This window comes from Erwinia sp. STN24, assembly GCF_041320675.1.
Taxonomy (GTDB): domain Bacteria; phylum Pseudomonadota; class Gammaproteobacteria; order Enterobacterales; family Enterobacteriaceae; genus Erwinia; species Erwinia aeris.
Genome location: NZ_JBGGPM010000006.1, coordinates 74714 through 96863 on the forward strand (window position 1 = coordinate 74714; position 22150 = coordinate 96863).

General features: G+C 57.5%; 18 protein-coding genes. 12 read left to right on the forward strand and 6 right to left on the reverse strand.

Going from position 1 to position 22150, the window contains the following annotated elements; genetic code table 11:
- The first annotated feature begins 55 nt into the window (after window positions 1–55).
- Complete coding sequence (gene mrcA / locus ACA373_RS18510) at window positions 56–2602, forward strand: peptidoglycan glycosyltransferase/peptidoglycan DD-transpeptidase MrcA (RefSeq protein WP_253457629.1); 2547 nt, start codon at window positions 56–58, stop codon at window positions 2600–2602.
- 82 nt (window positions 2603–2684) lie between these two features.
- Here the strand turns inward: mrcA and nudE are convergent, their stop codons facing one another.
- Entirely contained in the window at window positions 2685–3251 is a 567-nt protein-coding gene (nudE, locus tag ACA373_RS18515) for an ADP compounds hydrolase NudE (RefSeq protein ID WP_253457626.1), read from the reverse strand.
- 406 nt (window positions 3252–3657) lie between these two features.
- Between nudE and ACA373_RS18520 the strand changes: the two genes are divergently transcribed.
- The 4 genes from ACA373_RS18520 (at window position 3658) to pckA (ending at window position 9140) form a co-directional block, all read left to right on the forward strand.
- On the forward strand, window positions 3658–5796 hold the full coding sequence (locus ACA373_RS18520; RefSeq protein ID WP_301251841.1) for an intracellular growth attenuator family protein: 2139 nt from the start codon (window positions 3658–3660) through the stop codon (window positions 5794–5796).
- 140 nt (window positions 5797–5936) lie between these two features.
- Window positions 5937–6338 (forward strand): ribosome-associated heat shock protein Hsp15, encoded by a 402-nt coding sequence (gene hslR / locus ACA373_RS18525; protein ID WP_301251843.1) that lies wholly within the window; start codon window positions 5937–5939, stop codon window positions 6336–6338.
- A 23-nt stretch (window positions 6339–6361) separates the two neighbouring features.
- Window positions 6362–7240 (forward strand): Hsp33 family molecular chaperone HslO, encoded by an 879-nt coding sequence (gene hslO / locus ACA373_RS18530; RefSeq protein ID WP_253457617.1) that lies wholly within the window; start codon window positions 6362–6364, stop codon window positions 7238–7240.
- Between the two features lie 286 nt (window positions 7241–7526).
- The gene (pckA, locus tag ACA373_RS18535) at window positions 7527–9140 is read left to right on the forward strand and encodes a phosphoenolpyruvate carboxykinase (ATP) (RefSeq protein ID WP_253457614.1); all 1614 of its coding nucleotides are present in this window, start codon (window positions 7527–7529) and stop codon (window positions 9138–9140) included.
- A 58-nt stretch (window positions 9141–9198) separates the two neighbouring features.
- Here pckA and envZ read toward each other — a convergent pair whose 3' ends face one another.
- Window positions 9199–10548 carry a two-component system sensor histidine kinase EnvZ gene (gene envZ, locus ACA373_RS18540; protein ID WP_253457611.1) on the reverse strand — a complete coding sequence of 450 codons (1350 nt, stop codon included), beginning with the start codon at window positions 10546–10548 and terminating at the stop codon, window positions 9199–9201.
- On the reverse strand, window positions 10545–11264 hold the full coding sequence (gene ompR / locus ACA373_RS18545) for a two-component system response regulator OmpR (RefSeq protein ID WP_001157751.1): 720 nt from the start codon (window positions 11262–11264) through the stop codon (window positions 10545–10547). The genes envZ and ompR overlap by 4 nt, the downstream gene beginning before the upstream one ends.
- A gap of 290 nt (window positions 11265–11554) precedes the next feature.
- Here ompR and greB point away from each other — a divergent pair, with 290 nt between their 5' ends.
- From greB to ACA373_RS18570, 5 genes are all read left to right on the forward strand, one after another.
- On the forward strand, window positions 11555–12034 hold the full coding sequence (greB, locus tag ACA373_RS18550; protein ID WP_253457608.1) for a transcription elongation factor GreB: 480 nt from the start codon (window positions 11555–11557) through the stop codon (window positions 12032–12034).
- 98 nt (window positions 12035–12132) lie between these two features.
- Window positions 12133–14448 (forward strand): Tex family protein, encoded by a 2316-nt coding sequence (locus ACA373_RS18555; RefSeq protein WP_370734936.1) that lies wholly within the window; start codon window positions 12133–12135, stop codon window positions 14446–14448.
- 224 nt (window positions 14449–14672) lie between these two features.
- Window positions 14673–14897, forward strand: a complete 225-nt coding sequence (locus ACA373_RS18560) for a FeoA domain-containing protein (protein ID WP_253457602.1) — start codon at window positions 14673–14675, stop codon at window positions 14895–14897.
- 14 nt (window positions 14898–14911) lie between these two features.
- Entirely contained in the window at window positions 14912–17212 is a 2301-nt protein-coding gene (gene feoB, locus ACA373_RS18565) for a Fe(2+) transporter permease subunit FeoB (RefSeq protein ID WP_370734937.1), read from the forward strand.
- A gap of 95 nt (window positions 17213–17307) precedes the next feature.
- Window positions 17308–19017, forward strand: coding sequence for an alpha-amylase family glycosyl hydrolase (locus tag ACA373_RS18570; RefSeq protein ID WP_370734938.1), 1710 nt, complete (start codon window positions 17308–17310; stop codon window positions 19015–19017).
- Window positions 19018–19035: 18 nt separating this feature from the next.
- Here the strand turns inward: ACA373_RS18570 and ACA373_RS18575 are convergent, their stop codons facing one another.
- The gene (locus ACA373_RS18575; RefSeq protein WP_253461199.1) at window positions 19036–19305 is read right to left on the reverse strand and encodes a DUF1471 domain-containing protein; all 270 of its coding nucleotides are present in this window, start codon (window positions 19303–19305) and stop codon (window positions 19036–19038) included.
- Between the two features lie 146 nt (window positions 19306–19451).
- Entirely contained in the window at window positions 19452–20228 is a 777-nt protein-coding gene (gene bioH / locus ACA373_RS18580; protein ID WP_253457593.1) for a pimeloyl-ACP methyl ester esterase BioH, read from the reverse strand.
- Window positions 20229–20262: 34 nt separating this feature from the next.
- On the opposite strand from bioH, the gene gntX reads away from it, so the two are divergent.
- Entirely contained in the window at window positions 20263–20943 is a 681-nt protein-coding gene (gntX, locus tag ACA373_RS18585; protein WP_370734939.1) for a DNA utilization protein GntX, read from the forward strand.
- A 59-nt stretch (window positions 20944–21002) separates the two neighbouring features.
- Complete coding sequence (gene nfuA, locus ACA373_RS18590; RefSeq protein ID WP_125289892.1) at window positions 21003–21578, forward strand: Fe-S biogenesis protein NfuA; 576 nt, start codon at window positions 21003–21005, stop codon at window positions 21576–21578.
- A gap of 32 nt (window positions 21579–21610) precedes the next feature.
- Here the strand turns inward: nfuA and ACA373_RS18595 are convergent, their stop codons facing one another.
- The gene (locus ACA373_RS18595; protein ID WP_370734940.1) at window positions 21611–21775 is read right to left on the reverse strand and encodes a hypothetical protein; all 165 of its coding nucleotides are present in this window, start codon (window positions 21773–21775) and stop codon (window positions 21611–21613) included.
- Window positions 21776–22150: the final 375 nt, after the last annotated feature.

The window sequence follows — 22150 nt, forward strand, 5'->3', positions numbered from 1 at the left end:
ACTACCGCGCGATTGTTTATAAACTGTCCAGGCGACTTAAGATGGAAAATATCAGGTGAAGTTCGTAAAGTATTTTTTGATCCTTGCAGTGTGTTGCATTTTGTTGGGAGCCGGCTCGATTTATGGTCTGTATCAGTACATACAGCCGCAGCTGCCCGACGTCGCCACGCTGAAAGATGTCCGGCTGCAAACGCCCATGCAGGTCTACAGCGCGGATAACGAGCTGATTGCTCAATACGGCGAAAAGCGCCGCATCCCGTTAAAGCTTGGGCAGATCCCGCCCGTCATGGTCAAGGCCTTTATCGCTACCGAAGACAGCCGCTTTTATGAGCATCACGGTATCGATCCTATCGGCATTTTCCGCGCGGTAAGCATTGCGCTGGTTTCCGGCCACGCTTCCCAGGGCGCCAGTACCATCACGCAGCAGCTGGCCCGTAACTTTTTCCTCAGCCCCGAGCGTACGCTGATGCGTAAAATCAAGGAGGCTTTTCTCGCCATTCGCATTGAGCAAATGATGAGCAAAGACGAAATCCTTGAGCTTTACCTGAACAAAATCTATCTGGGCTACCGCGCCTATGGCGTGGGCGCCGCTGCACAGGTCTATTTCGGCAAAAATGTCGATCAACTCTCGCTGGGCGAGATGGCGATGATCGCCGGTCTGCCTAAAGCGCCATCGACCTTTAACCCGCTCTATTCCCCTACTCGCGCGCTGTCTCGTCGCAACGTCGTGCTCAGCCGCATGCTGGATCAGAATTACATTACGCAGGCGCAGTATGACGAAGCGCGCCTTTCGCCGCTGGAAGCGCACTATCACGCGCCGGAAATCGCCTTCTCCGCCCCTTATCTGACCGAGATGGTGCGTCAGGAGATGGTGAAACGCTACGGCGACAACGCGTATAACGACGGCTTTAAAGTCACCACGACCATTACCCGTAAATTACAGCTGGGCGCGCAGAAAGCGTTGCAGGACAACGTGCTGAATTACGATATGCGTCATGGCTACCGCGGCCCGGCCAACGTGCTGTGGAAAGTCGGCCAGACCGCCTGGGGCCGTACGGAGATCCTGAAAACGCTGAAGGCGCTGCCGGTTTACGGCCCGCTCTTCCCGGCGGTGGTAACCGAAGCCAACCGCGAAGAAGCCACGGTACTGATGCGCGACGGCAGCAGCGTGACGCTGAACCTGGCTGGCGTACGCTGGGCGCGGCCTTATAAATCCGATACCGTCCAGGGCCGCACGCCGACTTCCGTGACCGAAGTGGTGCAGCCGGGCCAGCAGATTTGGGTTCGCCAGATGGATACCGGCTGGTGGCTGGCGCAGGTGCCGGACGTTAACTCGTCGCTGGTTTCGCTGGATCCGCACAACGGCGCCGTTCGCGCACTGGTAGGCGGTTTCGACTTTAACCTGAGCAAATTTAACCGCGCGACCCAGGCGCTGCGCCAGGTAGGCTCGAACATCAAGCCGTTCCTGTATACCGCAGCGATGGATCGCGGGCTGACGCTGGCCTCTATCCTGAACGACGTGCCGATCTCCCGCTGGGATGCCGGCTCGGGCGCCGACTGGCGGCCAAAAAACTCACCGGCGACCTACGACGGCCCGATCCGCCTGCGTCAGGGGCTGGGTCAGTCCAAGAACGTGGTCATGGTGCGCGCTATGCGTGCGATGGGCGTTGATTACGCCGCGCAGTATCTGCAACGCTTTGGCTTCCCGGCGCAGAATATCGTGCACACCGAATCGCTGGCGCTTGGCTCCGCTTCGTTTACGCCATTGCAGATGGTGCGCGGCTATTCGGTGATGGCCAACGGCGGCTTCCTGGTCGATCCTTTCTTTATCAGCAAGATTGAGGATGAACAGGGCAATACGCTGTTTGAAGCCAGGCCGAAAGTAGCCTGCCCGGAATGCAATCTGCCGGTGATTTACGGCGAGACGCAGAAAGCGGTAGCGCTGAATGAAGACAGCGTGGAAAACCCGACGGTATCGCAGCAGGGCGGCAACGCAGTCGTTCCGCAGCCGCAGCTGGAGCAGGTTTCCCAGCCGCCACAGCAGGATGAACAGTACGCGCCGCACGTGATCAACACGCCGCTCTCTTTCCTGATCAAAAGCGCGATGAACTCCAATATCTTTGGCGAACCGGGCTGGATGGGCACCGGCTGGCGCGCAGGACGCGATCTGAAGCGCAACGATATCGGCGGTAAAACGGGCACCACCAACAGCTCGAAAGACGCCTGGTTCTCAGGCTATGGTCCGGGCGTGGTGACCTCTGTGTGGATCGGCTTTGACGATCACCGCCGCGATTTGGGCCGAACGACCGCTTCCGGCGCGATTAAAGATCAGATTTCAGGCTATGAAGGCGGCGCGAAGAGCGCTCAGCCAGCGTGGGACGACTACATGAAGGTCGCGCTGGATGGCGTACCGGTGCAGCCGCTGACGCCGCCTGAAGGCGTGGTTACCGTCACCATCGATCGCCGTACCGGCAAGCTGGCCAACGGCGGCGGCAATACCCGTCAGGAGTACTTTATCAACGGCACACAGCCGACCGAGTATTCCGTCCATGATGTCGGCACCACGCTGATGGACAACGGCGAAAGCCACGAGCTGTTCTGATGCCGGGCCATGTCGCCCGTGCCTGATGGCCACAAAAAAGCCCGGTTTTTACCGGGCTTTTCTTTGGAATGCTGTCGCGTTTTTAGTAGCTCAGCCGCCCCTGGCGAATCAACCACTCCCGCACCATAAACAGCGCGCTGACGTTGCGCGCCTCGCAAAAATCAGGCTCCTGCAGCAGCGCCATCAGGTTATCCAACGGCCAGCGAACCTGCGGCAGCGGTTCCGGCTCGTCGCCTTCCAGCCGCTCTTCGTAAAGATCTTCCGCCACGATGATATTCATCTTGCTGGAAAAATAGGACGGCGCCATGGTGAGCTTGCCCAGCCATTCCTGCTGACGTGCGCCAAAACCTACCTCTTCCTTCAGCTCGCGGTTGGCGGCTTCCGCAGGCGTTTCGCCCGGATCGATCAGGCCTTTAGGGAACCCCAGCTCATAATTTTCCAGTCCGACGGCATATTCCCGGATAAGAATAAGATGGTTGTCCACAATGGGGACGATCATCACGGCTTCACGTTCAGTGGGTTTCATTCGCTCATAAACGCGCTCAGCACCGTTGCTGAACACTAAATCCACGGCCTCCACGGTAAACAGACGCGACCGCGCGACGGTTTCAACATTCAGGATTTTAGGTTTTTGCAGTTGTCCGGTCATAGTGGCCCCAGGGAAAAGCCAAAAAAATGAGCGTAATAGCTCGCCAGTCGCGGTAAATTTACCGACAGTTACGCTATTGTGCGGCAGTGAAAGAAGGTTGCCAATCAGCGCATGAATTATTTTACACCGTTATAACAAATCCACCCGTAAGTAATTAAAAAGTTTTAAAAAAGTCAATGCGTGTTTTACAAAATAAGAATATACCGATATTGCTACGGCCTATGGCTTGTTACCATCTCGGTCGGGGCTAATCTACTATTATTCTAATTTTATGATTTTGCGCGTTATTTTATTAAACTTCGCGGATTGCCAGCGCTGCCTGAAGCCGTCACAATATCGATATAACTATGATTCAGGCCGGTAATTTCCAGCACAATGGCAGGAGCAGGATGGCAGGGAGAAAAGCATGAGCACAATAGTCATTATATTGGCTGTAATGCTGGCCTGTTCACTCGGAGCGGGTTGTTTTTTCTGGTACGCTATGCGGCATCGCCCGCCGTTGGCGAAACCGCTGCCATTCATTAGTCCGCCTTTTCGCAAGCTGAGCGACGACGAGCGTAAAGCCGTTGAACGCTACATCGGCTCTTTAGCGAAGCACCGCAGCATTCCGCTTCCCGGCGGCAATACACATGCAAACGATAATCTGGCGCTAACCTCGCAAAGCAGCAACGTCTATCCGGTTACCCGCTCTATTACCCGCTACGGCCTTTCCACCGACGATCCGCACAAATGGCGTTACTATCTGGATGCGGTTGAAGTGCATCTGCCGCCGCTGTGGGAACAGTACATCGCCGAAGAAAATTACGTCGAGCTGATCAAAACGCAAACTATTCCGCTGGTGGTTTCGCTCAACGGGCATTCGCTGGTCAACTACGTTTACGAGCCGCCTGCGCTGGGGACGGTAACGCGGCCTGCGGCGCAAAACGCCTCGATCAGAAAAGAAGAAAGCGAAAACATTGAGCTGCTTAGCGTGCGTAAAGAGACGCCTGAAGAGTATATGCTCAGCCGTCCCGACGGCACGCGCGAGGCGGTAGCTATCAGCCTGGGGCTGCTGCTGCTCTTTTTTAGCCTGATTAGCCCGGCGGTAATGATGCCGTGGCTGGTGGTCACCGCGCTGGTCATTATCCTTATCAGCGCCTGGTCGCTCTGGCGGCGGCCAGGCGAGAAAGACCTGCGGGAAATCCACTGCCTGCGCGGCGCGCCCAAACGCTGGGGTCTGTTCGGCGAATCCAACCAGGGCCAGGTCAGCAATATTTCACTCGGCATTATCGATCTGATCTATCCTCCCCACTGGCAGCCTTACGTGGCGCACGATTTAGGCCAGCCTACCGAAGTGGATATCTATCTTAACCGTCAGGTCGTGCGTCAGGGCCGCTTTCTGTCACTACAGGATGAAGTCCGCAATTTCCCTATTCATCGCTGGCGCAAAAACCTGGTGCTGGCTACGGGTTCGCTGCTGGTGCTGGTGCTGCTGGTTTTTCTGGTGCCGCTAAGTATGCCGCTCAAGCTAAGCATCGCCTGGCTGAAAGGCACCGAAAGCGTCCAGGTGCACAGCGTGGGCGATCTGGAAAACGTTGCCTTGCGCATCGGCGACTCCCTTAAAGTCAGCGGTGAAGGCATGTGTTCAGTCCCGGCGACCTATCAGGGCAACCGCAGCTACGCGTTTATGCCTTTCGACTGTTCGGCCGTCTACTGGAATAACGCCGCTCCCCTGCCCCAGCCGCAGTCGGATATTATCGATAAGGCTACCGCCCTGCTGAACACCACCAGCCTGCAGCTGCATCCACAGAACAGCACCGATCCCAAGCTTAATCCGCAGCTCGCCACGGCTATCCAAAAATCAGGCATGATCCTGCTGGATGACTTTTCCGATATCGTGCTGAAAACGCAGGATCTGTGCAGCCAGGAGCAGGACTGCGTCAGGCTGAAAAACGCGCTGGTCAACCTTGGCAACGCTAAAGACTGGGAAACGCTGGTGCGTCGGGCGGACTCTGGCGCGCTGGCCGGCACCAATGTGCTGCTGCGACCGGTCAGCGCCGAAGCGCTGGAAAACCTGGTCAACACCGCCACCTCTTCGTTTTTCTATCGGGAAACAAGACGCGCGGCGGAAGCGCTTAACAGCCCGCCGCCCGGCGGTTTTCTGATCCTCAGCGATGAAGGCCGCCAGCTGGTCAATCAGCAGGCGCCCGGCATCTCCCTGTTCGACTTCAACGCGCCCGACCAGTGGCCGGAATTACAGCGCCTGGCGGGCATGCTGCTGCACACGCCGTTTTCCGCCAGCGGCATCGTGACCAGCATTACCACCGACGCCAACGGCACGCGGCATATCGCGCTGCACAGCGAGCCGGACGCCACCCGACTGGGCCACTATCTCGGCACCACCTTGCTGCTGCTGATCGTTGCCTTAAGCTTTATCTTTAACGGTCTGCTGGCCCTCAGACGTATTCATCTCAATCGCGTGCGCACCACGGCGATTCAGGACTATTACGATAAGTGTTTTAACCCCGCGCTAAGCACGCCGCAGACTATCCGACCGCTGTTCTGAGCCCGTCGGTTTTATGCTATTTTTAAGGTTATCGTCCTCTCTGCGCCATCCCGCATGACGCTCTCCGGCTTAAGCCGGAGAGGCACCTTGATTTCCGACAGGCAACCCATACATAGGGATATTCCCAAACAGGAGCAGCGATGAAAGAGAAATCCGCAGAAGCGGTTCGGCTCGATAAATGGCTGTGGGCCGCTCGCTTCTATAAAACCCGCGCGGTCGCACGTGAGATGATTGAAGGCGGCAAAGTGCACTACAACGGCCAGCGCAGCAAGCCGAGCAAGCTGGTGGAGCTGAACGCCCAGCTAACCTTACGCCAGGGCAATGATGAACGTACGATCATCGTTCTGGCAACGGGTGACCAGCGTCGTCCGGCCGCAGAAGCCCAGCAGATGTATGCCGAAACGGCTGAAAGTATTGAGAAGCGGGAAAAGATAGCGCTGGCGCGAAAAATGAACGCGTTGACTATGCCGCATCCTGACCGTCGCCCTGACAAAAAAGAGCGCCGGGACCTGATGAAATTTAAAAATTCTGGCGACGAATAAGCTTGCCACAACGAGAGAGAATTATGGCTCATCAAGACCAAATGCACCGTTATCTGTTTGAAAATTACGCCGTACGCGGCGAACTGGTGACGGTATCCGACACCTGGCAGCAGATTATCAACGGTCACGATTACCCGCTGCCGGTACAGAAAGTGCTGGGCGAGCTGCTGGTCGCCACCAGCCTGCTGACTGCCACGCTGAAGTTCGACGGCGACATCACCGTGCAGCTTCAGGGCGACGGCCCGCTGAACCTGGCCGTGATCAACGGTAACAATCGTCAGGAAATGCGCGGCGTGGCCCGTGTTAACAGCGAGATCGCGCCGGACAGCAGCCTGAAAGAGATGGTCGGCAACGGCTACCTGGTGATCACCATCACGCCAGCCAAAGGCGAACGCTATCAGGGCGTGGTTGGGCTGGAAGGCGAAACCCTGGCCGAGTGTCTGGAAGACTACTTTATGCGTTCGGAGCAGCTGCCGACCCGCCTGTTTATCCGTACCGGCGAAGCGGAAGGCCAGGCTGGCGCAGGTGGTATTCTGCTGCAGGTTCTGCCCGCGCAGGACGCCAAAACAGAGGACTTCGAGCATCTGGCGACGCTGACCGACACCATTAAAACGGAAGAGCTGCTGGGCCTGCCGGCCAACGAAGTGCTGTGGCGACTGTATCATCAGGAAGAAGTCACGCTCTACGATCCGCAGGACGTGATCTTCCGCTGCACCTGTTCGCATGAACGCTGCGGTGAAGTTCTGCGCAGCCTGCCGGAAGAAGAAGTGAATGAGATCCTGGCCGAAGACGGCAAGATCGATATGCATTGCGACTACTGCGGCAGCCACTATATTTACGATGCTGTAGATATCGCAGCGATCCGCAACGACTCTGCCGCCGGCGACGAGCGCGTGCACTGATAATACTGCGCCGTCGCCAGGCGGCGCATCTCTCTGACCATCCTATGCCTTTTTACCGTAGTCATTCCGCAAAACCCTTACGCAAATGCATACGCTGAGGCGATAATAAGCGTTTCATGTGTCGCCTCTCATTTCTGCCTCCTGTTGCTTTTCCTCAGCCTTTAGCCGTGTAAACTGCGCGCGATCGCAATTTACACTTTATTAAGAATTTGATAACCACTACGGTTAACGGCACGTGATTTCCCTTCATCTGTAATTACAACCGACCCGACAAAGGAGCAGTAACATGCGTGACCTGACCCAGCAGGATCTCGTCGATTATGGCATCACGGACGTGGTTGAGATCCTTTACAACCCGGATTTCGACACGCTGTACAGGGAAGAAACGCGTCCCGAACTGAGCGGATATGAACGCGGTATCGAAACGCAATCCGGCGCGATTGCCGTCGATACCGGCATCTTTACCGGCCGTTCCCCCAAAGATAAATATATCGTGCGTGACGAGACAACTCGCGACACGCTGTGGTGGAACGATCAGGGCAAAGGCAAAAATGACAACCAGCCGCTTTCGCAGGAAATCTGGCAGGATCTGAAAGCCAAAGTCACCAAACAGCTCTCCGGCAAACGTCTTTTTGTTGTGGATGCCTGGTGCGGCGCTAACCCGGATACGCGTCTCAGCGTGCGTTTTATTACCGAAGTGGCCTGGCAGGCGCATTTCGTTAAGAACATGTTTATCCGGCCGGATGAGGCGGCGCTGGCCAGCTTCGAACCTGACTTTGTGGTGATGAACGGCGCGAAATGCACTAACCCCGACTGGCAACAGCAGGGGCTGCATTCCGAAAACTTTGTCGCGTTTAACCTGACCGAGCGCATCCAACTGATTGGCGGCACCTGGTACGGCGGCGAGATGAAGAAAGGGCTGTTCGCCATCATGAACTATCTGCTGCCGCTGAAGGGTATCGCGTCGATGCACTGCTCGGCCAACGTTGGCGAAAAAGGCGATGTGGCGGTGTTTTTCGGCCTCTCCGGCACCGGCAAGACCACGCTGTCGACCGATCCAAACCGCCAGCTGATCGGCGACGATGAGCACGGCTGGGACGATGACGGCGTCTTCAACTTTGAAGGCGGCTGCTACGCCAAAACCATCAAGCTGTCTGAACAGGCGGAGCCGGAAATCTATCACGCTATTCGTCGCGATGCGCTGCTGGAAAACGTGGTGGTACGCGCCGACGGTTCGGTGGACTATGACGACGGCAGCAAGACCGAGAATACCCGCGTCTCCTACCCGATTTACCACATCGACAACATCGTGAAGCCCGTGTCGAAAGCGGGACACGCCCGTAAGGTGATCTTTCTGACGGCGGACGCTTTCGGCGTGCTGCCGCCGGTGTCGCGCCTGACGCCGGATCAGACGCAGTATCACTTTCTGTCGGGCTTTACCGCCAAGCTGGCCGGTACGGAGCGTGGCGTCACCGAACCGACGCCGACCTTTTCCGCCTGCTTTGGCGCGGCGTTCCTGACGCTGCATCCGACGCAATACGCCGAGGTGCTGGTAAAACGCATGGCGGCGGCGGGCGCGGAAGCTTATCTGGTCAATACCGGCTGGAACGGCAGCGGCAAACGTATTTCGCTGAAGGACACACGCGCCATTATCAACGCTATCCTCAGCGATGAGATTGCCGGGGCGGAAACCATCACGCTGCCGATCTTTAACCTGACGGTGCCGCTGGCGCTGCCAGGCGTGGACAGTGCGATCCTCGACCCGCGCAACACTTACGCCGATGCCGCACGGTGGGAAGAGAAAGCGCGCGACCTGGCGCAGCTGTTTATTACTAATTTTGATAAGTATACCGATACGGCCGCCGGTGCGGCGCTGGTATCCGCCGGCCCGCAGCTGTAGGCCAGGCGTGATAAAAAAGGCCGGATGTCTGACATCCGGCCTTTTTCATTGTTGCGGCTTATCCCGTCACGACCGCAGGCGCGGTGCTGGGCGGCAAAGGCAGCCAGGCGCGGATACATAATCCGCCCCGCTCGCTTTCGCCAATTTCCAGCGATCCCTGATGCGCATCGATAATGCGCTGCACGATCGCCAGCCCCAGCCCTGTACCGCTGGTGCTGCGGGCGCTGTCGCCGCGCACAAAAGGCTGAAGCAGGTGCTTAAGCTGCTCGGGCTTGATCCCCGGCCCGTCATCCTCTACCTGGAACCAGGCGCGCTGTAGCTCGCTGCCGCTGCTGACCTTGATCCAGCCGTTGCCATAGCGAGCGGCATTAACCACCAGATTGGCGACCGCGCGCTTGATCGACAACGGATTGATATCCAGCATCAGTTCCGTGGGCATTACCGCGTTCTCGATTTCCCGCTCGTAGCCGCTTTCCGCCGCCACGACCTCGCCCACCACGCTATTGAGATCCGCACGCTCGGTCTGCATCTCCTGCCCGGTACGCAGGTAGTCGATAAACTGCTCGATAATGGCGTTGCATTCTTCAATATCTTTGTTGATCGATTCCGCCAGGTAGCCGTCTTCCTGCGACATCATTTCAGTGGCCAGGCGAATACGCGTCAAAGGCGTGCGCAAATCGTGGCTGACGCCTGCCATCAACAGCGTGCGGTCGTCGGCCAGCTGCTTCACGCCTGCCGCCATCTGATTAAACGCCCGCGTCACCGATCGCACTTCAGACGCGCCGTATTCCCGCAGCGGCGGCGGAATAATGCCCTTGCCCACCTGAAGCGCGGCGTGCTCCAGCTCCACCAGCGGTCGGTTCTGGATGCGGATAAACAGCCATGCGCCGCCTATCGCCAGCAGCATAATCGCCAGCGTGTAGCGGAACAGCGGCGAGAAGTCGCCCTGATGAATTTCGGTCAGCGGCACCCGCACCCAGATATCGGGCGAAAGCCAGGTTTTCAGCCAGACAACCGGCGAATTTTTGTTTACTTCGACGCGTACGTCGGTTGGGCCGCCGAGCTGCTGCGCCATCTGCTGGCTGAGAAACTCGTAGTGTTGCGCCCAGCGTAATCCGCTCTCTTCCGCCGCCGCATTGGTATACAGCGAAATACCCAGCTCGCGATAGATTTCCCGGCGAAACGCTGGCGGCACTTCAAGCTGCGTGCCGTCCTCCAGCTGCAGCCTGTCGGTCATCAGCATTCGCACCTCATACGCCAGCACCTTATTAAACTGCTGCAGGCTGGGCAGAATGGCGAAATTCAGCACCACCAGATAGGTCGTCACCAGGCTGACAAACAGCAGGGTGACGATCAGCAGCAGCGTGCGGGCAAAGGAACTGCGGGGAGAGAAGCGGAGTCGCCTCATGCTTTACTGCCGTCCGGTACAAAGACGTAGCCTAAACCCCACACGGTCTGGATATAGCGCGGATGGGCCGGATCTTCTTCCACCATGCGGCGCAGACGGGAAATCTGCACGTCGATAGAACGCTCCATCGCGCTGTATTCGCGGCCGCGCGCCAGATTCATCAGCTTGTCGCGGGAAAGTGGCTCGCGCGGGTGGCTCACCAGCGCCTTCAGCACGGCGAATTCTCCGCTGGTCAGCGGCATCGGCTCGTCTTCGCGGAACATTTCGCGCGTGCCCAGGTTCAGCTTAAACTTGCCGAAAGCGATAACTGCTTCTTCCTGCGAAGGCGCGCCCGGCAGCTCGTTGGCCTGACGACGCAGCACGGCGCGGATACGGGCCAGCAGTTCGCGTGGGTTAAACGGTTTGGGAATATAGTCGTCGGCACCGATTTCCAGCCCTACGATACGGTCCACTTCTTCCCCTTTCGCCGTGACCATAATGATCGGCATCGGGTTGCTCTGGCTACGCAGACGGCGGCAGATAGAAAGACCGTCTTCGCCCGGCAGCATCAGGTCCAGCACCATCAGGTGGAAGGATTCGCGGGTCAGCAGACGATCCATTTGTTCAGCGTTCGCGACGCTGCGCACCTGGAAACCCTGCTCGGTCAGATAACGTTCTAACAGCGCGCGCAAACGCATATCGTCATCCACGACCAGGATTTTGTAGTTTTCTTGCATTTCGATACTCCAAAGGCGCTATTGCCTGCGCCGGTATTCTTAAAAAAGATGCCTGAATGTAACAGTCAATAATGGTTTATATTCTAGCCGAAATTGTTACAAAGCATATTAAACAGCAGCTTATCTTTAATTTATCCGCGAAACTACCCCTTCAGCCGCCCTCTTTTTGCACTGAAAGATCAGGACAAACAATCAGTAACGGCGGGCCAGAAAAAACGTGAAGGTATTTGCATCGCCGGCCGGGCCGCAACAAAATAATGCGCGCACTCCCGAGAAAGAGAAGGACGACAATGAAAACCAAACTGATCACCCGCGAAGGTTACGACAAGCTGAAAGCCGAGTTGGACTATCTCTGGCGCGAAGAGCGTCCGGAAGTGACAAAAAAAGTGACCTGGGCCGCCAGCCTGGGCGACCGCAGCGAAAACGCCGACTACCAGTACAACAAGAAACGCCTGCGTGAAATTGACCGCCGCGTGCGCTACCTGACCAAGTGTCTGGAGCAGCTGCGCATCGTGGACTATTCGCCGCAGCAGGAAGGCAAAGTGTTCTTTGGTGCCTGGGTCGAAGTGGAAAACGACGACGGGGAACTCAAGCGCTTTCGCATCGTCGGCTACGACGAGATCTTCGGCCGCAAAGACTACATTTCTATCGACTCGCCTATGGCGCGCGCGCTGCTGAAAAAAGAGGTAGGCGATCTGGCCGTGGTGCAGACGCCCGTTGGCGAGGCGGGCTGGTACGTCAACGACATCACCTACGTTAAACAATCCTAATCCTGCGGATCTGCGGCCTCCTTAAGGCCATACGCTGGCAATTGCCGTCGGCAATCCGTAGACTTGCCGCAGTTTCTCAAGCCATAAAGTAACCGACAATGAAAGATTCGCTGAGCCGCATAATTGCAAGTGAGCTGCAGGCACGGGCAGAACAGGTTGATGCCGCTGTCCGTCTGCTGGATGAAGGAAACACCGTGCCGTTTATCGCACGCTACCGTAAGGAAGCGACCGGCGGCCTGGACGATACCCAGCTGCGCCAGCTGGAAGCGCGCCTGGGCTACCTGCGCGAGCTGGAAGAGCGCCGTCAGTCGATCCTGAAATCCATTGGCGACCAGGGCAAGCTGACCGACGAGCTGGCCGAGGCTATCGGCAGCACGCTGAGCAAAACCGAGCTGGAAGACCTTTACCTGCCCTACAAGCCGAAACGCCGCACGCGTGGACAGATTGCTATCGAAGCGGGCCTGGCGCCGCTGGCCGACGCCCTGTGGCAGGATCCCTCCCACGAGCCGGAGCAGTTTGCCGCAGGCTTTGTCGATGCCGATAAAGGCGTGGCCGACACCAAAGCCGCGCTGGACGGCGCGCGCTATATCCTGATGGAGCGCTTTGCGGAAGACGCCGCGCTGCTGGCGAAAGTGCGTGACTACCTGTGGAAAAACGCCCATCTGGTATCGCGAGTGGTGGAAGGCAAGCAGGAAGAAGGCGCCAAGTTCCGCGACTATTTCGATCATCACGAACCGCTGTCTACCGTGCCTTCGCATCGCGCGCTGGCCATGTTCCGTGGCCGCAACGAGGGCGTACTCCAGCTTGCACTGAACGCCGATCCGCAGTTTGACGAGCCGCCGCGCGAAAGCCAGGGCGAACAGATCATCGCCAATCATCTCAACCTGCGCCTGAACAACGCCCCGGCGGACAGCTGGCGCAAAGCGGTGGTGAGCTGGACATGGCGCATTAAAGTGATGCTGCATCTTGAAACCGAGCTGATGGGCACGGTACGCGAACGCGCGGAAGACGAGGCGATTAACGTGTTCGCCCGTAATCTGCACGATCTGCTGATGGCCGCGCCTGCGGGTATGCGCGCCACGATGGGTCTGGATCCGGGCCTGCGCACCGGCGTGAAGGTCGCTGTGGTGGACGCCACCGGCAAGCTGGTCGCCACCGATACGGTTTATCCGCATACCGGCCAGGCCGCCAAAGCCGCCGCTGCGGTCGCCGCGCTTTGCACAAAGCATCAGGTTGAGCTGGTGGCGATCGGCAACGGCACCGCCTCGCGCGAAACCGAACGTTTTTATCTGGATGTGCAAAAGCAGTTCCCCCAGGTTAAAGGCCAGAAGGTCATCGTCAGCGAAGCGGGCGCCTCCGTCTATTCCGCTTCCGAGCTGGCCGCGCTGGAGTTTCCGGATCTGGACGTTTCGCTGCGCGGCGCCGTTTCCATTGCCCGTCGCCTGCAGGATCCGCTGTCCGAGCTGGTGAAAATCGATCCGAAATCGATCGGCGTCGGCCAGTATCAGCACGACGTCAGCCAAAGCCAGCTGGCGAAAAAGCTGGATGCGGTGGTGGAAGACTGCGTTAACGGCGTGGGCGTGGATCTGAACACCGCTTCCGTGCCGCTGCTGACCCGCGTCGCCGGCCTGAGCAAGATGATTGCGCAGAATATCGTTAACTGGCGCGACGAGAACGGCCGCTTCCGCAATCGCCAGCAGCTGCTGAAGGTCGCCCGCCTGGGGCCGAAAGCCTTTGAACAGTGCGCGGGCTTCCTGCGTATCAGCCAGGGCGATAACCCGCTGGATGCCTCAACCGTTCACCCGGAAACCTATCCGGTCGTCGAGCGCATCCTGGCCGCCACCGAGCAGGCGCTGAGCGATTTGATGGGCAACTCAACCGCGCTGCGCGATCTGCGCGCCGTGGATTTCACCGACGAGAAGTTTGGCGTGCCGACGGTCAGTGACATCCTCAAAGAGCTGGAGAAACCGGGCCGCGATCCGCGTCCCGAGTTCAAAACCGCCCAGTTTGCGGAAGGCGTGGAAACCCTGAATGACCTGCTGCCGGGCATGGTGCTGGAGGGTGCCGTCACCAACGTCACCAACTTCGGCGCTTTTGTCGATATCGGCGTGCATCAGGATGGCCTGGTGCATATCTCTTCGCTGGCCGACAAGTTCGTCGACGATCCGCATAAGGTGGTGAAAGCGGGCGATATCGTCAAAGTCAAAGTGATGGAGGTCGATCTCCAGCGCAAGCGTATCGCCTTAACCATGCGTCTTGACGAGCAGCCGGGCGAAACCAACGCTCGCCGCAGCGCCGGTCGCGACGCCGGTCGCCCTGCGCAGAATAAAGCGCGTCCGCGTCCTGCCGCACAGCCTGCGGGCAACAGCGCGATGGGTGATGCGCTGGCCGCCGCCTTCGGCAAGAAGTCCTGATCGCGGGCGCTAACGCGCCCGTTCTGCAAAAAGCGTGCGGCTCGCCCGATCCGCACGCTTAACCGGCATTTTTTTTGCGCGCCCTTCGCTTTTTTGTTTCCTGTTTACTTTCCAGATAACTTCCTTCGGCGTAAATTTGTCCTACATCAACTGAAGTAATAATCATTCTCAATATAATCACCCCAGTCAATTATCACGGCAGCGTAGCCTGCCAGGGTGGTGCTATGAAATTTCTTGCCAATCGCTATTACGCAATCAAAGGTTTCTCTCCGGCTATCAGTCCGGGCTTCCGGCAAAAACTGCTGTTGCAGGGGCTTTGTCCCGGTTCTCGCTTTCAGGTTAAGGCCGTGGCGCCGTTCGGCGGCCCCGTCAAAATCGAAAACGGCTATGCCAGCCTGGCGCTGCGCCGCAAAGATCTTTCCCTTATCCAGCTTGACTGCCTGAACTGAAAGCGAGCGACTCTATGAAAACCACGACGATCGGCCTTATCGGCAATCCCAACGCCGGGAAAACGACCCTGTTTAACCAGCTGACCGGCGCCCGCCAGCGCGTCGGCAACTGGGCTGGCGTCACCGTGGAGCGCAAGGAAGGTTCCTTTACCACCGCGCAGCACAAGGTGCAGCTGGTGGATCTGCCTGGCACCTATTCACTGACCACCATGTCGGAGCAAGGCTCGCTGGATGAGCAAATCGCCTGTAGCTATATTCTGAGCGGCGAGGCGGATCTGCTGATCAACGTGGTTGACGCCAGCAACCTGGCCCGCAATCTGTACCTGACGCTACAGCTGCGCGAGCTGGGCGTACCCTGCATTGTCGCGCTGAACATGCTGGATATTGCGGAAAGTCAGCATATCCATATCGATGTGGCGCAGCTGGAAAAAGCGCTGGGCTGCCCTGTACTGCCGCTGGTGTCCACACGCGGCACGGGCATCGATCGGCTGAAGGCGGCGATTGACGACTTTGACGGTCGGGCCAGGGTATTGACCGTCGATTATCCCGAAGAAACGGAGCGCCACGTCGCCACGCTCCAGGCCGCCATGCCGGTTCAGCTGCCGCTTTCGCGTCGGCGCTGGCTGGCCCTGCAGATGCTGGAAGGCGACGTCTGGTGCCGTATTCAGGCCGGTGAGCGCGCCGCAGCGCTGGCGGCACAAATCGGCCCGGAAGCGCCGCTTGCCATCAGCCAGGCTCGCTATGCCGCGATTGAAAAGCTGTGCCAGCGCGCCAGGGGAAAACAGACGGCCATTCCGCCTCGTCTCTTCGGGCTGCTTGACGCGCTGGTGCTGCATCGCTGGCTGGGTATCCCCATTTTCCTGGCGGTGATTTACCTGATGTTCTTTCTCGCCATCAACCTGGGCGGCGCGCTGCAACCGCTGTTTGAACAGGGTAGCGCGGCCATCTTTGTCGACGGCATGCAGTGGCTGGGCGCAACGCTGCACTTCCCTGGCATGCTGACGCTGTTCCTGGCGCAGGGCATCGGCGGCGGCATCAATACGGTGATGCCGCTGATCCCGCAGATTGGCCTGATGTATCTGTTTCTCTCTTTTATGGAGGATTCCGGCTATATGGCCCGCGCGGCTTTTGTCGTGGATCGGCTGATGCAGGCGCTGGGGCTGCCCGGCAAATCCTTTGTGCCGCTGATCGTCGGCTTCGGCTGCAACGTGCCTGCGGTGATGGGCACCCGCACGCTTGACGCGCCGCGCGAACGGTTGATTACGCTGCTGATGGCGCCCTTTATGTCATGCGGCGCGCGGCTGGCTATCTTTGCCATTTTCGCCTCGGCTTTCTTCGGCCAGCACGGTGCGCTGGTGGTATTCAGCCTCTATCTGCTGGGGATCCTGGCCGCGATCGTCACTGGCCTGGTGCTGAAGCACACGCTGCTGCGCGGCGAGGCGACGCCTTTTATGATGGAAATGCCTGCCTGGCACGTGCCGCATCTGAAAAGCCTGTGCCTGCAAACCTGGCAGCGGCTGAAAAGCTTTGTGCTGCGCGCCGGCAAGGTCATCGTGATCGTGAGCGTGATTATCGGCGGTCTGAACAGCTTTTCGTTCAGCGGCCAGCCCGTTTCCAGCATCAATGATTCGGCACTGGCGACGGTAAGCCGTCAGCTGACCCCGCTGCTCGCTCCGATTGGCGTCAGCAGCGATAACTGGCAGGCTACGGTCGGGCTGCTCACCGGCGCGATGGCGAAAGAAGTGGTTATCGGCACGCTGAATACGCTTTATACCGCCGAGGCGCTGCACGAAGAAACCTTCGATCCACAGAGCTATAGCCTGCTGGCGGAGCTGAAAGGGGCGGTAACGGAAACCTGGCAAAGCGTGAAGGAAACATTCAGCCTGAGCGTGCTGCTGCATCCGCTTGATGCCAGCAAAGGCGACGGCGATATGGCAAGCGGCGCGATGGGCATGATGCACAGCAAATTTGCCAGCGATACCGCCGCCTATAGCTATCTGATTTTCGTGCTGCTTTACGTGCCTTGCGTGTCGGTGATGGGCGCGGTAGCGCGCGAAAGCAGCACCGGCTGGATGCTGTTCTCAAACTTTTGGGGGCTGAGCCTGGCCTACAGCCTGGCGGCAACGTTTTATCAGCTTGCCACCTTCACCAGCCATCCGCAGTCAAGCTCGATAGTCCTGGTCGCGGTCGCCCTGTTTAATCTGCTGCTGCTGGCGGTGATGAAAAACATCAGGCTGCCGCCAGCCCGGCTGTCGGTCAGAACCCTTGATGCCAATGGCTGCATGGGATGCAGTAAAAAAGGCAGCTGCCACTAAAGCGTCAGCCGCCGCAGGAAGTTGCGATTTCGCTTCCAGGGTCTACATTGAACATTACGTGGCTGTAAACCAATGCGGTGGCTCACTTTATAAAAATGGAAATTATCAATAACTTAATCGATAAGATCTATGAGGGCGCTTTTCCCGCCGATACGCTGAACCAGCTGACGGAAGCCATCAGGCAGACGCAAAAAGAACTCGGCTACCAGCGTAAAGCGCACTGGGACGAAAAAGACGTGGTGCTGATTACCTACGCCGATCAGTTCCGCGAGCGCGAGGCGCCCACGCTGCGCACCTTCTCCCGCTTTTATCAGCAGCATCTCAAGTGCTTTACCCTGGTTCATCTTCTGCCTTTTTTCCCCTACTCCTCCGACGATGGCTTTTCGGTCATTGACTATCATCGGGTCAATACCATCTGCGGCGACTGGTCAGACGTGGCGGAACTGCATCAGCATACGCGGCTGATGTTCGATTTCGTCTGCAACCATATTTCTGCCCACAGCGCCTGGTTTAAGCACTATCTGGCACAGGATCCCGGCTGGGACGATTTCTTTATCAGTATGCCGCCCGGCACGGATCTCAGCGCGGTAACGCGGCCCAGAACCTCGCCGCTGCTGACGCCTTTTACGCTGGCAAACGGCGAAACCCGTTTTATCTGGACCACCTTCAGCGCCGATCAGATCGACCTGAATTTCGCCAGGCCAGAGGTGCTGCTGAGCATGGTCAGGGTGCTGCTCGACTATCTGGCAAAGGGCGCGGACTATGTGCGGCTGGATGCGGTGGGCTATATGTGGAAAACGCCCGGCACCTCGTGCATCCATCTGGAAAAAACGCACCTGCTGGTGAAGCTGTTCCGCGCTATCGCGGAGGAAGTCGCGCCCGGCACGGTGATCATTACCGAAACCAACGTGCCGCATAAAGACAATATCAGCTACTTCGGCAACGGGCGCGATGAAGCGCAGATGGTCTATCAGTTCTCGCTGCCGCCGCTGTTGCTGCACGCTATCCATTATGGTTCCTCACGCGCGCTCAAGCAGTGGGCAGCCTCGCTGGGCGTCGGCAACGGCACCACCACCTGGTTTAACTTTCTGGCCTCGCACGACGGCATCGGCCTGAATCCGCTGCGCGGCATCCTGCCGGAAACCGAAATCGTGTCGCTGGTCAGGGATCTGGCGCTTGAAGGCGCGCTGATCTCCTATAAAAACAATCCTGACGGCACCAGCAGCCCCTATGAGATCAACGTTACCTATATGGATGCGCTGAATAAAAAAGAGGACAGCGACGAGGTGCGCTTCCAGCGCTTTATGCTGGCGCATGCGGTCCTGCTGGCTTTTCCCGGCGTGCCGGCGGTTTATATTCAGAGCATTTTGGGTTCACGTAACGATATGGAAGGGGTAAAAGTAGCGGGCCACAACCGGGCCATTAACCGCGAAAAATACGCTATCGGCGAGATTGAAGCCGCGCTCAGCGATACCCGCTCTTTACGCCATAAGGTGTACCATGGGCTGAGCCAGCTGATTCAGTTAAGAACGCGCCAGCCCGCTTTTCATCCCGATAACCCTGCCGAAGTGCTGGAAAGCGATAACTCACTGTTTATTTTGCGACGTCGATCGGCGCAGACGCATGAAGAGATGCTCTGTATTTATAATCTGAGCGGTAAAGAAGTTAGCTGGACGCTGCCGGACAATCGGCTCTACCGTAATATTGCCGGTAACAGCATTTTTAACAGTAATCATCCGCTGACGCTGCCGCCGTGGCACTTTCTGTGGCTGAAAAACGTGGGAGAGAAACAGCAGGCAGAATGAATTCTGCCTGCCGAAAGCTTACTTATAAACGTCTGCGGTCGCGCTGAATTTACCGTGTTCACGGCCGGCGATAATCAGATAGTATTTGCCGCCCTTCTCATCCGCCAGCTTCGACAGCACCGCTTTGGCATCCATTGGCGAAGTGGTTTCCGCCGTGGTGTGCACCGTGCCGATTTTTTCCAGGTTCATGGTTTTGACTTCTTCTCGGGTCACCTCTTTCGCCGCCAGCGCGGCAAAAGGCAGGGACAGCGCCAGAAAGGCAACGGCCATCGTTTTTAATTTCATCAGAGACACTCCCGGTTAATGTTATTGTCGTCGGCTGCCGGATGAGAATGCTGGGCAGGAATTCAGCCTGCCCACTCAGAGGTAAAGCGGTCAGCAGCCCCTGATAATTATTATCGGTAACCCGCAATTCGCCAGTTTTCTGAACAAAATTAACGCGGCAATTTCAATCCAAAATCAATCAGTTGCTTGCAGAACGCTTCGGCATGGGAAATAAAAGGCGCGTGTGCGGCCTTGTCGATGATAACCGCTTCGCTGTCGGGCCAGCGCGCATCCAGCAGCGGTGCGATTTTACGCGGCACCAGGCCGTCCAGCGCGCCGTAAATACGCAGCAGTGGCACCTGTAATGCCTGCATCGGTTCGCGCAGATCGACGGTGCGCAGAATTTCCAGCCCGCCCTGCAGCACGCTGACTTCCGGAGCAGGCAGTGAGAGCACCACGCTTTTGAGCTGGCGCGCATCCTGCCTGGCCGTTTCCGTGCCCAGCGTTTGCAGCGCCAGGAAGCGCTCGACGGTACGCTGAAAATCCTCGCTCAACTGCTGCTGAAAATTGCTTAGCGTCTCGGGTTTGATGCCCGGCCAGTCGTCCTGCGCGGTAAAACAGGGGGAAGAAGCCACGCTGACCAGCCCGCTGACGCGTTGCGGATGCTGCAACGCCAGCGAACTCGCCACCAGGCCGCCTAACGACCAGCCCAGCCAGACGGCGCGGGCAGGCGCAAAGGGCAGCAGGTTCGCCACCATCTCCTCCACGCCCATCGCCGGAAACCCTTCGCTGCGGCCATAGCCGGGCAGATCCACCAGGTGCAGACGAAAATGCGGGCTGAGTCGCGCAATGATGTTCTGCCAGACGCCCGCGTTCAGTCCCCATCCGTGGAGCATCACAAGATCGCGATCTCCCGTGCCGATTGTCTGCCAGTAAAGCTGAGCCATCTATTACTATCCTGTTTTTGTCATGGAGGACGCTATGCTAACAATGCCCGCCGCCTGTTGGCTATGCCGGATGCCGCTGACGCTGGCCCATCACGGTATATGCAGTTACTGCCAGCGCGCCCTGAAACCGCCCTGCTGCTGTCCGCGCTGTGGCTTATCTACCTTTTATCCCAATGAGGAGTGCGGCCGCTGCCAGCGTCATCCGCCCTCGTGGCAGCGGCTGATTTTCGTCGCCGACTGGCAGCCGCCGCTAAAAGAGCTGGTCAAAAAACTGAAGTTTTCGCAGCAAACAGCACTATCGGTGATGCTGGCGCGCCTGATTTTGCTAACCTGGTTAACGGCCCGTCGTGAAGGCAGGCTCCAGCGTCCCGATCTGCTGCTCTACGTTCCGCTGCATCGCAGCCGCGCCTGGCGGCGTGGTTATAATCAGCTGGACGATATGGCCCGCTATCTGGCGCACTGGCTTGCCATTCCCTGCGCGCCGGGCGGCCTGAGCCGGAAAAAAAGGACACGGGTTCAGCACTTTTTATCGGCCCGCGCCAGACGGCGTAATCTGCGGGGCGCCTTTAAGGTTGAAATCGAGGTGAAAGGACGGCATATCGCTTTACTGGATGACGTCGTCACCACCGGCAGCACCGTTGAAGAAATCGCCCGGCTCCTGCTGCGTGCGGGTGCGGCCAGCGTACAGGTCCTGTGCCTTTGCCGCACCTTGTAGAGCGTCGGCGATGAGCGTAAAATAAACCCACTAATTTAGTCAACTATTGAGCAATCGCCATGATCCGAATTACTGATTCTGCGCAAGAGCACTTCGCAAAACTGCTGTCAAAACAGGAAGAGGGCACCCAGATTCGCGTATTCGTTATCAATCCGGGTACGCCCGGTGCGGAATGCGGCGTTTCTTACTGCCCACCCGATGCGGTAGAAGCCACCGACACCGAGCTGAAGTTCGAGAAGCTCTCCGCCTACGTTGATGAACTGAGCGCGCCCTACCTGGAAGATGCCGAGATTGATTTCGTCACCGATAATCTGGGTTCCCAGCTGACGCTGAAGGCGCCAAACGCCAAAATGCGTAAGGTGAGCGACGACGCGCCGCTGATCGAGCGCGTGGAATATCAGCTCCAGGCCACCATTAACCCACAGCTGGCGAGCCACGGCGGCAAGGTATCGCTGATGGAAATCACCGACGACGGCTTCGCTATCCTGCAGTTCGGCGGCGGCTGTAACGGCTGTTCAATGGTTGATGTGACGCTGAAAGAAGGTATCGAGAAAGAGCTGCTGGCGACCTTCCCCGAGCTGAAAGGCGTGCGCGATCTGACCGAGCACCAGCGTGGCGAACACTCTTTCTACTGAGTGCGCTAAACTACCGCAATGAACCGGGTGAGTCATGGGCCGCCCGGTTTTTTTATACAGCCTCTTTCATGCCTTAAAAAATCAGGACATAAATTCTGATACCGATTGGTTAAATGGCTGCACAGGCCCAACTCTTCTGCTTCTGCTTCTGCTTCTGCTTCTGCTTCTGCTTCTGCTTCTGCTTCTGCTTCTTCCATCAGTATTTATAATATTTCAGGCACCTCATCTTTTATTTTCCAGTTATTTATTACGTTACAGGGTCAATTAACCTTCTTTACTATTACTTACTTTAAAGGCGCCGGAAAAATAATCACCCTTGATTAAAGGAGAACGCAAGAGATATCATTTGTCCGGAATGATAGCCTGACAAGGCCATGCTGAAAGCAAAGAGAGAAAGAACACAACTCAAAGGATTGAATAACATGTCAGAACCGAAAAAAGTTATATTAACCTTCCGAGCCGAAGGTGATAATTTAAAATCAAGCAATTTTTAATCACGAAAAATACACTGGCCTGGTCTATCAGCATCCTGTAGCAACAATAACTCTGGCGTAACGATTGGCCGTGGCTAC

What these genes read in the sequence shown, in the direction of transcription:
- nudE (WP_253457626.1), bottom strand. Translation starts at nt 3,251, where the DNA reads ATGACCGGACAACTGCAAAAACCTAAAATCCTGAATGTTGAAACCGTC.
- ACA373_RS18520 (WP_301251841.1), top strand. Translation starts at nt 3,658, where the DNA reads ATGAGCACAATAGTCATTATATTGGCTGTAATGCTGGCCTGTTCACTC.
- hslR (WP_301251843.1), top strand. Translation starts at nt 5,937, where the DNA reads ATGAAAGAGAAATCCGCAGAAGCGGTTCGGCTCGATAAATGGCTGTGG.
- hslO (WP_253457617.1), top strand. Translation starts at nt 6,362, where the DNA reads ATGGCTCATCAAGACCAAATGCACCGTTATCTGTTTGAAAATTACGCC.
- pckA (WP_253457614.1), top strand. Translation starts at nt 7,527, where the DNA reads ATGCGTGACCTGACCCAGCAGGATCTCGTCGATTATGGCATCACGGAC.
- envZ (WP_253457611.1), bottom strand. Translation starts at nt 10,548, where the DNA reads ATGAGGCGACTCCGCTTCTCTCCCCGCAGTTCCTTTGCCCGCACGCTG.
- ompR (WP_001157751.1), bottom strand. Translation starts at nt 11,264, where the DNA reads ATGCAAGAAAACTACAAAATCCTGGTCGTGGATGACGATATGCGTTTG.
- greB (WP_253457608.1), top strand. Translation starts at nt 11,555, where the DNA reads ATGAAAACCAAACTGATCACCCGCGAAGGTTACGACAAGCTGAAAGCC.
- ACA373_RS18555 (WP_370734936.1), top strand. Translation starts at nt 12,133, where the DNA reads ATGAAAGATTCGCTGAGCCGCATAATTGCAAGTGAGCTGCAGGCACGG.
- ACA373_RS18560 (WP_253457602.1), top strand. Translation starts at nt 14,673, where the DNA reads ATGAAATTTCTTGCCAATCGCTATTACGCAATCAAAGGTTTCTCTCCG.
- feoB (WP_370734937.1), top strand. Translation starts at nt 14,912, where the DNA reads ATGAAAACCACGACGATCGGCCTTATCGGCAATCCCAACGCCGGGAAA.
- ACA373_RS18570 (WP_370734938.1), top strand. Translation starts at nt 17,308, where the DNA reads ATGGAAATTATCAATAACTTAATCGATAAGATCTATGAGGGCGCTTTT.
- bioH (WP_253457593.1), bottom strand. Translation starts at nt 20,228, where the DNA reads ATGGCTCAGCTTTACTGGCAGACAATCGGCACGGGAGATCGCGATCTT.
- gntX (WP_370734939.1), top strand. Translation starts at nt 20,263, where the DNA reads ATGCTAACAATGCCCGCCGCCTGTTGGCTATGCCGGATGCCGCTGACG.
- nfuA (WP_125289892.1), top strand. Translation starts at nt 21,003, where the DNA reads ATGATCCGAATTACTGATTCTGCGCAAGAGCACTTCGCAAAACTGCTG.
- ACA373_RS18595 (WP_370734940.1), bottom strand. Translation starts at nt 21,775, where the DNA reads ATGGAAGAAGCAGAAGCAGAAGCAGAAGCAGAAGCAGAAGCAGAAGCA.